Below are 11,909 nucleotides of genomic sequence, written 5' to 3'. Positions count from 1 at the left end.
TGTACGGTGTTCTCCGCTTCCTGTTGCAGTTCGGTTGCCAGCTCGCGGGAGTAATGTTGAAAATGTTGCTGGCGGCGAATAATATCAATAGCCCGGTTGCGGGCTACCTGCATCAGCCAGCCGGCCGGGTTTTCGGGCAATTGCCCGAACGTCCAGGCATGCATGGCGCGCAAAAAAGATTCCTGCACCACGTCTTCTATCATTTCCAGGTTATGCATACCAAAGATGCGGGTGAGCACAGCGATCATCTTTCCCGACTGGTGCCGGAAAAGATGATCGACCAGTTGTGCCACGCCCTGCTGTTTCTGTTCTTCCATGATTTAACTGTGCGACGCCATCATTTCTTCCACTTTCATCACTTCGCGTACTTCAACAATGCCGCCTAGCGGAAGATCGGGGCAGCCTTTGGCAACTTCTGTAGCCTCATTCAGGTTAGCGGCCCTGATAATAAAGAAACCACCTACCAGTTCTTTGCTTTCAGTATATGGCCCGTCGGTAACCAGCAGTTTGGCGCCTTTTACCGTTTTACCTTCCGGTGTTAAGGGCTCGCCGGCCACATACATATTTTTAGCTTTCAGTTCGTCGATCCAGGTCATCCATTTTTGCATGTGTTGCTGCATTTGTTCGGCAGAGAAATCGTATTGATCCATAGCGCCCCTGAAAATGAACATAAAATCTTTCATAATGGTAAATTTTAAAGATTACAGATTTAAGTTACCGGTTATATGACGAACGAAAAATGACGGTCAGGACAAAACCGGAAAATATATTTACAGGGGTGGACATTCCGCCAACAAAACGGCCCGGCCAATTGGCCAGACCGTTGTTAGTGATTAGTGGTAAAGACTAACTAATGTATAAATATCTTCTGCACAAAATTTCTTTGCGGGTCCTGGCCCAGCAGGCGCACATAACAAATGCCTTCTGCCTGTGGATTTAATGATATATCTGTTCTGCCTGTTTTGCCGCTTAACAACTGGGTTTGTAAAACCATTCCCTGGCTGTTTACGATCTGTGCCAGTTTGAATGAATCATTCAGGTAAACGCTTACCATGCCTGCATTCACAATTGTAGGAAATACATAATTCTGGGTGGAACCGGTCGCTGCCAGTTTTAAGATGGGAGTGTAATCGTACCGGTCATTCTTATCAGTTATTCGAATGCGATAAAAAAACATGTCGCGCACATTTACGGGATAATGCCTGAAGGAATAGACTTTTCCGCTCAGATAGTTCCCGGCCGGCAATACGCCTACCCGTTGAAAGTTAATGCCATCTGAGCTGAATTCTATTTCATACAATTTAAGATTATCGGGCTCCCAGGTACTACGCCATTGTAATACAATGCCGTCGCTGCCGGAGGGCGTAATAATCAGGTCACGCATTTCGACTGGCCTGGGCAGTGCGGTCATGCTGTTACTGCCTTCATATACAAACCGGGTCTTTTGACGAAAATCAATATATTCATTGGGAATAACTTTCCCCGGATTAACGGGAATAAAATCGGCTGTAGGATTACCAGCAGGGGTTTGCGCATTGACAGGGAGCGTGCCTGTTATGCTACTTATTAGTAAAATGGCTGTAATACAAACTGTTCTGCCAACTTTTGAGTATACGTACTTCATATTATGCCCTTTAAGGTTCAACAATGAATGAGACGCAGTCGCCGGGCAGGTAGTGGTTGATAGATAATCTTCTTCAAAATTAATGCCCGGGGGAGAAAGGGTGGGCTTAATGAGATGGTATTGGGCAGAAAGTAGGAGGTAAGAGGAAGGAAGTAAGAGGTAGGAAGTAAGAGGTAAGAGTCTGAAAAAAAATAGGAGGTACGGTTATTCGGGATCTCCCTACTTCGTACTTCCTACTTCTTAATTCTTTATTTCGAATTACAGCGTTTTCAGCACATCGTTCATGCTTCTAACGGCATCGGCGCTCTTGTTAAAGAGGGCTTGCTCGTCGGCATTTAAACCAAAGTCAAGGATCTTTTCCCAACCGCTTTTACCGATGATAACGGGCACACCAAGGCAAATGTCTTTTTGACCGTATTCGCCGTTCAGTGATACGCAGCAGGTAAATAATTTTTTCTGATCGCGTACAATGCTTTCAACCAGGGCTGCTCCGGCTGCACCGGGTGCATACCAGGCGCTGGTACCAATCAGTTTGGTAAGGGTAGCACCGCCTACCATGGTATCGGCAACTATTTGTTTTTGTTGTTCTTCGCTCAGGAATTTGGTAACAGGCGCGCTGTTCCAGGTTGCCTGGCGAATAAGGGGGATCATGGTAGTGTCACCGTGTCCGCCTACTACCACCGCATTCAGATCGGCAGGGCTGCAACCCAGGTGCTGGCTCAGTTGATATTTAAAACGGGCGCTATCGAGCGTACCACCCATACCAATGATCCTGTTCTTTGGCAAACCAGTGGCGGTTAAGGCCAGGTAGGTCATGGTATCCATGGGGTTACTGATAACGATGATGATGGCGTTGGGAGAATGTTTCAGAATGTTTTCGGCAACGCCTCTAACGATACCGGCGTTGGTTCCAATCAGTTCTTCACGAGTCATACCCGGTTTGCGGGGTAAGCCTGATGTAATTACAACTACATCGCTGCCGGCAGTTTTGCTATAATCATTGGTACTACCAGTGATGCGGGTATCAAAGCCCAGCAAAGCGGCTGTTTGCATCATATCCTGGGCCTTACCTTCGGCCAGACCTTCTTTAATATCCAATAATACCAGTTCCTGTGCCAGTTCGGCCCGGGCGATATTATCAGCGCAAGTAGCGCCTACTGCACCGGCGCCTACAACAGTTACTTTCATCAGAAAAAAATTTAAGGTGTTGAGCTAATTTTTGCGCAAAAATAGGCTCGATTGAAGAATATTTATTTTTTATTTATCGCGCATTCCGCCAAATGAAGCCAATAAGTGGTTACTAATCTTTTTGAGCGAAGGCTGCCAGCACCTTATCTACACCCACATTACCCTCGAAAGTGGTAATAAGCTCGCCTTTTTTATCATAGAGCGCCTGAAACGGCAGGCTTTTTATTTTGAAGAAGGGTGGCAGAAAGAATTTGGTATCCCGGCCCATTTTAATATTCGGATGGTCGGCGATCTTGTGCTCATTGTAGAAGTCAACCATTTCATTGAATGGCTGATAAGTTACCATTACGATCTGGTATTTCTTCAGCTCCTTCATTTTCTTTTCCATCTCGGCCCACTGGTGTTTGCAATGGTCGCAGTCAGGACTAAAATACATAATAAGGGTTGGCTGATGATGTTTCAGGTTCTCCTTGGTTAAATTGGTGCTGTCAGTCTGTAAAATGGTAAATGGGGGAATGCTGGGGAACCGCTTGTAAGACGGACTGTCGGGTGGTAAAGTTTGTGCGGATGCCAGTTTTACTGTAAATGCCAGAATAAGTAATAAAAGCCGGTTTTTCATTTGTCAAAAATTTGCAGGTGTAAGGCGCCCGCCGGGGCGGATACGGCCGATAAGTTTCTTTTTATTCAGTTATAACGGAAATACTTCCCAAAAATAATCTTTCGGGAATAAAATTATTTTTCAAAAATAACAGGAAATGAACAGGATAGCCAGGTGTTACAGGCATTTAACAAAAAAGATTTGGCATTATTTACGGAAAAGCCGTAGGTTTACGAAAACTTCGTAGATGGAAAAGTTAACCACGCAGGAAGAACAAGCCATGCAGGCGATATGGAAAACAGGAGAAGGCAATATAAAACTGTTTCTTGAAAATATGGAAATGCCCCAACCACCCTATACCACGCTGGCGTCAACGGTAAAAAATCTGGAGAAGAAAGGCTTATTGCAAAGCCGGTTGGTGGGCAATACCTATTTATATAAACCGGCCATTTCTGAGGAAGAATACAAAAAGCATTTCATGAGCGGGGTAGTGAAGGACTATTTCGACAACTCATACAAGCAACTGGTAAACTTTTTCGTAGAGCAGAAGAAGTTAAGTTCGAAGGAATTGAAGGATATTCTTGAGATGATTGAGAAAGGAAGTAAGAAGTAAGTTGAAAAGTTAACTGGTTGATAAGTTAACAAGGCAAAAACCTACTGGTTAACCCGTCAACTTTTAAACTCGTTAACTTCTAATACAAATTCAAATTATTCCAAAAGGTACTTTATGCTACAATACCTGCTTAAATTAACGATCAGCCTCTCCATAGTTTATCTCTTCTATCAGCTATTCCTGCGCCGGCTTACCTTTTATAACTGGAACCGCTGGTACCTGTTGATCTATTCCATGGTATGTTTTGTAATACCCTTTATAAATGTATTCACCATTATAGTAGGGCGGCCTGCATTGCGTGAATTGGCTTTTGTAAATTATATCCCGGCCATTACGCAAATAACGCCCGGCAATACAACCGCTTCGGTTGGGATTAACTGGTGGCTGGTAACTGCTGTTGTTTTCCTTACTGGCATTTTAATAATGGCAGCGCGTTTGGGAATGCAATATTATTCCTTATACAAAATGCGATCAAAGGCAGTATTGCTGTATGATAATAAAGTAAAGCTGTATCACATCGATGCGCCGGTAATGCCTTTTTCATTTGGCCGGGGCATTTATGTAAACCAGCATCAGCACAGTGAGCATGAATTAAAAGAGATCATTCGCCACGAATTCATTCATGTAAAACAACGGCACTCGCTGGATATCATCTGGAGCGAACTGTTGTGCATGCTGAACTGGTATAACCCGTTTGCCTGGTTATTACGTCATGATATTCGGCAGAACCTGGAGTTTTTGGCCGATCAGCAGGTGTTGCAAACCGGTTTGGACCGCAAACAATACCAGTACCTGCTTTTAAAAGTTATTGGAGTCAATTCATTTAGTATAGCCAACAATTTCAATTTTTCATCACTCAAAAAAAGAATAGCCATGATGAACAAAGCCCAAAGTGCCCGCGTGCACCTGATCAGATTCCTGTTTTTGCTGCCCTTGCTGGTAGTGGTATTGCTGGCCTTCCGCAATACCACCCAAATACATCGCCAATCTTTGCGGGCCCTGGTGACCGATACCATACCAACTGCTGAAAAAATGCCTCCGGGTTGGAAGGACATGGAATCCATCGATGTAAATAATACAAAAGTCACCGTACGTTTAAAGAATAAAAAAGTAGAGACGTATGACCTAAGTAATATCAAAGAAAGGGAAGAATTTGAAAAGAAATATGGGCCGTTGCCAACACCTCCACCGCCGCCGCCAGCGCCTACAGTTAAAAGTGACATTGAAATAAAGGAAGCGCCAGAAGCGCCGGAAAACCCGGAAGCTCTCAAACATCTGGAAAATGTGCTGGCGCCAATAGCTCCCGAAGATCCCCAAAAATTAACGCTGGCGCCAATCGCCCCGGAAGTGACAGCCGTAGAGGCGGTTCCGCCCCCACCGCCGCCAAAAGAACCGCAAGTGCTGATCTTAACGCCGGTTCCACCCCCACCGCCGGTTCCTGTTCAGGATTGCTACAACCAAAAGGGCTTTTGCGTTAATGTAGTAGACAATCACGGCGAAGCCACCGTGATCGTGAAAGACAAAGACAATAAAATAATGCTGGCTGTTTCCCTGACCGACTGGAACAAAGACAAACAACAATATGAAGAGAAATACGGCGAAGTTCCCACCCGCCAGATCATGTTGTTGCCTAAGACAGTAATGGGATATAAGTCAAATCATGTAACCATAAAACAAGCTACCGTAGTTAAGGACGACGAAGTGGTGGCAATAGGCAAACCAATAGAGAAGGTCGTTGTCAAAAACTCGCTTAAAATGAATGAAGGGCAATATAGAAAGGTGGTTGTAACGCCCAGTAACGGGTATATGCTAATTGCGAAAGGTGGAGCTGCCCCTGTTAAATTGCCTACCCAGGCTAAAATTGCCGCTGAAGTAAAAGTACTCGCAGAAGCAAAAGTAGCTGCTGAAACAAAAGTGGCTACAGAAGCAAAAGTAGCCACATCAGCCAGGGTTGCCACAGCAGCCAGGGCCAAAGCCGAGGCGGAATCCCGGGAAGGCGCGGAGCCCAAACCTGCCGCTCCGTCAAAAGAACAGTAATCAGTGCATTTTGCCACCTGCCAATTTTGCCATAATTTTGCCTCCTCTTTTTATATAGGTACCTGTTTTTTGACTTTTGAAATTTTTATCATTTATGGCAAATACCTCAGATATCAGCCGCGGCATGATCATCAAGTTGGATGGAAGTTTATATACTGTGATTGAATTTGGCGAAAATAAAACTGCCCGGGCTGCTGCCAAGGTATGGGCAAAATTGAAAGGCGTTGACAACAGCCGCAGTATTGAAAAAACCTGGAACAGCGGTGATAGCATTCACCCGGTACGCGTTGAACGCAAAACCTACCAGTTCCTGTACAAGGACGATACCGGTTATAATTTCATGGATAGTGAAACTTTTGAGCAGATAGCCATTGCTGAAAACCTGGTAGACGCACCCCAGTTCCTGAAAGACGGACAAGAAGTTTCTGTACTCATCAATACCGAAACCGAGCAACCGATGAGTGTGGAGCTGCCTGACAAAATTGTAGTGAAAGTCACTTATAGCGAACCAGGGGTAAAAGGCGATACCGCTACCCGTACCCTGAAGCAAGCCACTGTTGAAACCGGCGCTACCGTAAACGTACCGCTGTTTGTAAACGAAGGCGAGCTGATTCGTATAAATACGAAGACCGGGGAATATGTTGAAAGAGTAAAAGAATAATACTAAAACTTACGTTATACCGGGACAATGGAACTCAAAAATCCATTGTCCTCTTTTTTTGGGTAACACCGAGCCGCCAACATAAAAAAACGGTTTTGGATATATTTAGTGTGTAATCCTTATCTTAGCCGCCTGTTATACAGGACTTAAACGACAAACTAAAATTTTTAACAGATGGATTTTAAACAAATTCAGGAGTTGATCAAAATGATCAACAAATCTAATATTGGGGAAGTGACGATTGAAGAAAAGGGATTTAAACTAACCATCAAGCAAAAAGAAGAACCGGTTCAAAATGTCATTGCAGCTCCTGTACATACTCCTATGATGACTGCTATGCCACAAGGTGCGGCTGCCCAACCTGCTGCACAGGCAACTGCCCCCGCTGCAGATAAAGCAAAAGCTGCAGATGCGGTTGCTGACAACCTGATCACTATTAAGAGCCCGATGATCGGTACTTTCTATCGCAGTTCAGCCCCCGGCAAACCTGCCTTTGTTGAAATAGGTGATGATGTTACTCCCGGTAAAGCGGTTTGCATTATCGAAGCCATGAAACTCTTTAATGAGATCGAAAGCGAAGTAAAAGGCCGTATCGTGAAAGTATTGGTTGAAGATGCTTCGCCGGTAGAATATGACCAACCGTTATTCCTGGTAGAACCTTAAAAATGTAGTCCCGGTTCAACCGGGATGAAAATGTGCAAATGTGAAAATGAATGCAGGCTTTCGCATTAGGCTTGGTTTTCCATTTTCGAATTTGCTAATTTTCGAATTTTCAAATTAAATTCAATGTTCAAGAAAATATTAATTGCCAATCGTGGAGAAATTGCCCTTCGGGTAATACGTACCTGTAAGGAAATGGGCATCAAAACGGTTGCTGTTTATTCCACCGCCGACAAAGACAGCCTGCACGTGCGGTTTGCTGATGAAGCTGTTTGTATTGGAAAGGCTGCCAGCTCCGATTCCTACCTCAATATTCCGCACATTATGGCCGCGGCAGAGATCACCAATGCCGACGGTATTCATCCCGGTTATGGATTTTTGGCCGAAAACGCCCGTTTTGCGGAAATCTGCGGCGAGCATAATATAAAATTTATTGGACCCACGCCCGATCAGATCCGTTCTATGGGCGATAAAATGACTGCCAAAGAAACCATGATCAAAGCCGGTGTACCCGTGGTACCTGGTGGCGAAGCATTACTGGAAAGCCTGGAGGAGGCTAAAAGCCAGGCTAAGGAAGTAGGGTATCCCATTATCCTGAAAGCGACTGCTGGTGGTGGTGGTAAAGGGATGCGTGTTGTTTGGAATGAAGAGGAAATGGAAAAGAACTACAACACCGCTAAAACAGAAGCCGCTGCCTCGTTCAAGAACGACGGCATTTACATGGAAAAATTTGTGGAAGAACCACGCCACATAGAAATACAGGTTGCCGGCGATCGCTATGGTAAAGTGTGTCACCTCAGCGAAAGAGATTGTTCTATACAACGCCGTCACCAGAAACTCGTGGAAGAATCACCTTCCCCTTTCATGACGCCCGAACTGCGTAAACGCATGGGGGATGCCGCTATAAAAGCTGCTTCTGCCATTGGTTATGAAAGTGTGGGTACCATTGAGTTCCTGGTCGACAAACATCGCAATTTCTACTTCATGGAAATGAATACCCGTATCCAGGTAGAACATTGCGTAACAGAAGAAGTAACCAACTTTGACCTGATCAAAGAACAAATAAAAATAGCAGGTGGCGAGGCCATCAGCGGTTTGAACTATGAGCCGCAGATGCATGCTATCGAATGCCGTATCAATGCCGAAGATCCGTATAACGATTTTCGTCCCAGTCCGGGCAAGATCACTACGCTGCATCAACCCGGCGGACACGGGATCCGCATTGACTCACACGTATATGCCGGCTATGTAATTCCACCGTACTACGATTCTATGATTGCCAAGATCATTGCCGTAGCACGTACCCGCGAAGAAGCCATCAATACCATGAGCCGCGCCTTGAGCGAGTATGTAATTGAAGGCGTAAAAACTACTATTCCGTTCCATCAGCAACTGATGAAGAACGAAGACTTTATAAAAGGTAACTTCAACACCAAGTTCTTAGAGTCATTTAAGATGGTATAGTTGAAAAGTTAACCAGTTAATCAGTTGACGAGTTAACTTGTCAACTGATTAACTCAATTCTTCACTTCAGTACTATCATTATTTTTTAGACCCTTTTCTCTCCACTTCACCAATTGCTCCCGTTGTTTGGGCGTAAGAATTTCATTCAATTCCTGCTGGTTCATATAATGTTGCAGACGTTCGCGTTGAACAAGCCGTACCAATCTTCGTTTTTGGTCTTGCGTTAAATTCAGATCGCGCAAACGCAACCGGTCCCGGTCGTTGATATTTACCATGCGTTGCTGTGCCGAAGCGGCTGCTCCTGTTATGATCAACACTCCCAACAATAAAATTCTAACCCATTTCATGGCCATACGATTTTAACCTGTACAGGTTAGACCCCGCCAGATAACAGGAGTTTAACCAGGTGTATATTACCTGGTCATTAAATTGGGTGGATAATTCTTTTTTAAAGACGAATGCGCCTGTTGGAACGATTAATAGGTAAATTCATTCGTTACCGCTTCCAGCTTGTCTTCAACCCCGTAAAACGAAGCGATCCTGCGAATAACGTTTTCTACCACCGCATCGGGACAGGAAGCGCCGCTGGTGATTAAAATACGGGCGGGACTGCCGGTTGGCAGGTAATCAGCTGTATGCAATTCTTCTTTTGTGTGAAAATTATAATGCTGGATGTCTTTTGCAGACAGGAGTTTTTCTTCAGAATTAATAAAATAGGTGGGCAGTTCCTGCTCGCACAGCTCTGCCAGGTGCGTAGTGTTGCTGGAATTATAACCGCCTACCACAATGGCAATATCAGCCGGCGTTTGCAGCATACCGGTAACCGCGGTTTGGTTGTCATTGGTGGCGTAACATAAGGTGTCGCGGGTATCGGCAAAACGGGTTTCAATGTTTTCCGGCGTTAAGCCATAATGGGTTTGAATGGTTTGTTTCAGAAACTCGGCAATGGCCTGCGTATCGGTAGCCAATTGGGTAGTTTGGTTCACCACCCCAATGCGTTGCAGGTGTTGGGTAACATCAAACCCGGTAGAAAAACGATTGGCAAATTCTGTATAAAAAATCTCCGCCGGTTTTTCGAAGGTAATATATTTCGCCAGGTTTTCCGCTTCCTGCATATCGTTCACAATTACTGAAGGGGCATTGCTGGCGGCATGTGAAAAAGTGGCCCTGGTTTCTTCGTGTTTGGGTTTACCATGAATTACAATGGTGTAACCCTTTTGGGCTATCTGCTCGCTGCGGTTCCATACTTTTTCAACGAAGGGGCAGGTCGTATTATATTTTTCAACCGGAATACCCAGTTTGCTCAATTTCGACTCTATTTCAAGCGTTGTACCAAAAGCAGGAATGATCACCACATCATCGGCAGTTAATTCCTCAAACGGGATCAGCTGATGGCCGTAGTTGTCCTGCAGAAATTGTACGCCCCGGCTTTGCAGATCTCTGTTCACCTGCGGGTTGTGGATCATTTCGCTTAATAAAAATATTCGCTTGCCGGGATTTGATTCTATTGTGCGGAAAGAAATTTCGATGGCATTTTCTACCCCGTAGCAGAACCCGAAGTGGCGGGCCAGGTAAATGTGCAAAGGACCGAGTGTCAACAGGGTAGGAGTAAAATCTTTTTTCATTTTATCCTGCTGTTTGCGACTGTTTTTGATGGCCGTGATCAGCGGGCTACGATAGGTAATAGGAACATTAAAAGTTTTCATGCCAGGGCGAAGGTACAAAAGTTGATTGTTAGAAGGGATGTAAATATTAGCCCGTAATTTTGATTAAACCAACCAGGAATGAGATGATGATGACCCGACGATTTTCACCAATAGCTTGGAGCATTAACAGCAATATTTATGAAGTAAATATTCGCCAGTATACAACCGAAGGCACCTTTAATGCATTTGCCCAACACCTGCCCCGGTTAAAAGATATGGGGGTAGATGTTTTATGGTTCATGCCCATTACCCCAATAAGCAAGGAAAAACGGCAGGGAACTTTGGGAAGTTATTATGCCTGTGCCGATTATAAAGCGATCAATCCGGAATTTGGCACCCTGGCCGATTTTAAAAGCCTGGTAAAAAAAGCCCATGAACTGGGACAAAAAGTGATTATTGACTGGGTAGCCAACCATACAGGTTGGGATCACATCTGGACAAAATCAAATCCCGAGTTCTACAAGCAGGATGCAGAAGGTAATTTCTACGATACCAATAACTGGCACGATGTAATTGATTTGAATTATTACGACCATGGGATGCGCACTGCCATGATAGACGCCATGCGTTTTTGGGTAAAGGAATGCGATATAGATGGCTTCCGCTGCGATATGTGCCACCTGGTGCCGCTGGATTTCTGGTTCAGGGCCCGTGTGGAGCTGGATGCCATAAAGCCTTTATTCTGGCTGGGCGAAACGCTGGATGTTCCTTATTTACAGGTATTTGATTGTTTTTACGGCTGGCGCTGGATGTCGAATACCCAAAAATATTACCGTCAGGAAATTAACCTGGGCCAGTTAAAAGATGTGTTGAACCACTATCAATACGATCTGCCTGATGGCACCTTTCCCATGCTGTTCACCAGCAATCATGACGAGAATACCTGGAATGGGACCGAATACGAAAAATATGGCGAGATGGCAACCCCATTAGCTGTATTCAGTTGTACCTGGAATGGTGTTCCGCTTATTTATACCGGCCAGGAATTACCACTGCGCAAAAGATTACCGTTTTTTGATAAGGATGAAGTGAACTGGAATGGCACGCCAGAGCTGCAGACTTTTTATAAAACCTTATTACAATTGCGGAAACAGCATCCGGCCTTGCAGATAGTAGCCAAGCCGGAAATATTGGTTACCAGTGATAATGACCGCGTGTTGGCGTTCACCCGTAAAAATGAAGGTAAAGAATTGGTAGTGATATTGAATTTGAGCGCGCAGGATGTAGACGTTCAATTGTCAAACGCTCCGGTACAGGGCAAGTTCACCAATGTGTTCACCCAGCAACCGGTTACTGTGAATGGCAGTTTTTCCGCCCGGTTGAAAGCGTGGGACTATCTTGTATTGACAAGCTAAAAT

At 44.8% G+C, this 11,909-nt stretch carries 13 protein-coding genes; 6 read left to right on the top strand and 7 right to left on the bottom strand.

Features of this window, described 5'->3' with window-relative positions:
- The 5 genes from ACJ751_RS07665 to ACJ751_RS07645 form a co-directional block, all read right to left on the bottom strand.
- On the bottom strand, nt 1-317 hold a 317-nt coding region (locus ACJ751_RS07665; protein ID WP_407744859.1), incomplete at its 3' end, for an RNA polymerase sigma factor.
- A 3-nt stretch (nt 318-320) separates the two neighbouring features.
- Nucleotides 321-683, bottom strand: a complete 363-nt coding sequence (locus tag ACJ751_RS07660) for a YciI family protein (RefSeq protein WP_407744857.1) — start codon at nt 681-683, stop codon at nt 321-323.
- Nucleotides 684-850: 167 nt separating this feature from the next.
- Nucleotides 851-1,624, bottom strand: a complete 774-nt coding sequence (locus ACJ751_RS07655; RefSeq protein WP_407744856.1) for a discoidin domain-containing protein — start codon at nt 1,622-1,624, stop codon at nt 851-853.
- 258 nt (nt 1,625-1,882) lie between these two features.
- Nucleotides 1,883-2,812: a malate dehydrogenase gene (gene mdh, locus ACJ751_RS07650; RefSeq protein ID WP_407744854.1), complete on the bottom strand. Its 930-nt coding sequence runs from the start codon at nt 2,810-2,812 to the stop codon at nt 1,883-1,885.
- 112 nt (nt 2,813-2,924) lie between these two features.
- Nucleotides 2,925-3,431: a TlpA family protein disulfide reductase gene (locus ACJ751_RS07645; RefSeq protein WP_407744852.1), complete on the bottom strand. Its 507-nt coding sequence runs from the start codon at nt 3,429-3,431 to the stop codon at nt 2,925-2,927.
- A gap of 226 nt (nt 3,432-3,657) precedes the next feature.
- On the opposite strand from ACJ751_RS07645, the gene ACJ751_RS07640 reads away from it, so the two are divergent.
- The 5 genes from ACJ751_RS07640 to accC all read left to right on the top strand — a co-directional run bounded on the left by ACJ751_RS07640 (nt 3,658) and on the right by accC (nt 8,845).
- On the top strand, nt 3,658-4,023 hold the full coding sequence (locus ACJ751_RS07640; protein ID WP_407744850.1) for a BlaI/MecI/CopY family transcriptional regulator: 366 nt from the start codon (nt 3,658-3,660) through the stop codon (nt 4,021-4,023).
- 114 nt (nt 4,024-4,137) lie between these two features.
- Complete coding sequence (locus ACJ751_RS07635; RefSeq protein ID WP_407744849.1) at nt 4,138-6,060, top strand: M56 family metallopeptidase; 1,923 nt, start codon at nt 4,138-4,140, stop codon at nt 6,058-6,060.
- A 94-nt stretch (nt 6,061-6,154) separates the two neighbouring features.
- Nucleotides 6,155-6,721 carry an elongation factor P gene (efp, locus tag ACJ751_RS07630; RefSeq protein WP_407744847.1) on the top strand — a complete coding sequence of 189 codons (567 nt, stop codon included), beginning with the start codon at nt 6,155-6,157 and terminating at the stop codon, nt 6,719-6,721.
- A 174-nt stretch (nt 6,722-6,895) separates the two neighbouring features.
- Complete coding sequence (gene accB / locus ACJ751_RS07625; protein WP_407744845.1) at nt 6,896-7,384, top strand: acetyl-CoA carboxylase biotin carboxyl carrier protein; 489 nt, start codon at nt 6,896-6,898, stop codon at nt 7,382-7,384.
- A 123-nt stretch (nt 7,385-7,507) separates the two neighbouring features.
- Nucleotides 7,508-8,845, top strand: a complete 1,338-nt coding sequence (accC, locus tag ACJ751_RS07620) for an acetyl-CoA carboxylase biotin carboxylase subunit (RefSeq protein WP_407744844.1) — start codon at nt 7,508-7,510, stop codon at nt 8,843-8,845.
- Between the two features lie 53 nt (nt 8,846-8,898).
- Here accC and ACJ751_RS07615 read toward each other — a convergent pair whose 3' ends face one another.
- Together ACJ751_RS07615 and ACJ751_RS07610 are read right to left on the bottom strand one after the other, a co-directional pair.
- Nucleotides 8,899-9,192 (bottom strand): hypothetical protein, encoded by a 294-nt coding sequence (locus ACJ751_RS07615; protein WP_407744842.1) that lies wholly within the window; start codon nt 9,190-9,192, stop codon nt 8,899-8,901.
- Between the two features lie 129 nt (nt 9,193-9,321).
- Nucleotides 9,322-10,551, bottom strand: a complete 1,230-nt coding sequence (locus ACJ751_RS07610) for a 4-hydroxy-3-methylbut-2-enyl diphosphate reductase (RefSeq protein WP_407744841.1) — start codon at nt 10,549-10,551, stop codon at nt 9,322-9,324.
- 89 nt (nt 10,552-10,640) lie between these two features.
- On the opposite strand from ACJ751_RS07610, the gene ACJ751_RS07605 reads away from it, so the two are divergent.
- Nucleotides 10,641-11,906 (top strand): alpha-amylase family glycosyl hydrolase, encoded by a 1,266-nt coding sequence (locus tag ACJ751_RS07605; RefSeq protein ID WP_407744839.1) that lies wholly within the window; start codon nt 10,641-10,643, stop codon nt 11,904-11,906.
- The last annotated feature ends 3 nt before the right edge of the window (nt 11,907-11,909 follow it).

Origin of the sequence: Niastella sp. (assembly GCF_045805085.1) — a bacterium.
Taxonomy (GTDB): Bacteria; Bacteroidota; Bacteroidia; order Chitinophagales; family Chitinophagaceae; genus Niastella.
The sequence above is the reverse complement of the archived record's forward strand: the minus strand, read 5'-3'. Positions and strand labels throughout refer to the sequence as shown.

Excerpts from the sequence above, each read along its gene's own strand:
- ACJ751_RS07660 (WP_407744857.1), bottom strand. The coding sequence starts at position 683 with ATGAAAGATTTTATGTTCATTTTCAGGGGCGCTATGGATCAATACGAT.
- ACJ751_RS07655 (WP_407744856.1), bottom strand. The coding sequence starts at position 1,624 with ATGAAGTACGTATACTCAAAAGTTGGCAGAACAGTTTGTATTACAGCC.
- mdh (WP_407744854.1), bottom strand. The coding sequence starts at position 2,812 with ATGAAAGTAACTGTTGTAGGCGCCGGTGCAGTAGGCGCTACTTGCGCT.
- ACJ751_RS07645 (WP_407744852.1), bottom strand. The coding sequence starts at position 3,431 with ATGAAAAACCGGCTTTTATTACTTATTCTGGCATTTACAGTAAAACTG.
- ACJ751_RS07640 (WP_407744850.1), top strand. The coding sequence starts at position 3,658 with ATGGAAAAGTTAACCACGCAGGAAGAACAAGCCATGCAGGCGATATGG.
- ACJ751_RS07635 (WP_407744849.1), top strand. The coding sequence starts at position 4,138 with ATGCTACAATACCTGCTTAAATTAACGATCAGCCTCTCCATAGTTTAT.
- efp (WP_407744847.1), top strand. The coding sequence starts at position 6,155 with ATGGCAAATACCTCAGATATCAGCCGCGGCATGATCATCAAGTTGGAT.
- accB (WP_407744845.1), top strand. The coding sequence starts at position 6,896 with ATGGATTTTAAACAAATTCAGGAGTTGATCAAAATGATCAACAAATCT.
- accC (WP_407744844.1), top strand. The coding sequence starts at position 7,508 with ATGTTCAAGAAAATATTAATTGCCAATCGTGGAGAAATTGCCCTTCGG.
- ACJ751_RS07615 (WP_407744842.1), bottom strand. The coding sequence starts at position 9,192 with ATGAAATGGGTTAGAATTTTATTGTTGGGAGTGTTGATCATAACAGGA.
- ACJ751_RS07610 (WP_407744841.1), bottom strand. The coding sequence starts at position 10,551 with ATGAAAACTTTTAATGTTCCTATTACCTATCGTAGCCCGCTGATCACG.
- ACJ751_RS07605 (WP_407744839.1), top strand. The coding sequence starts at position 10,641 with ATGACCCGACGATTTTCACCAATAGCTTGGAGCATTAACAGCAATATT.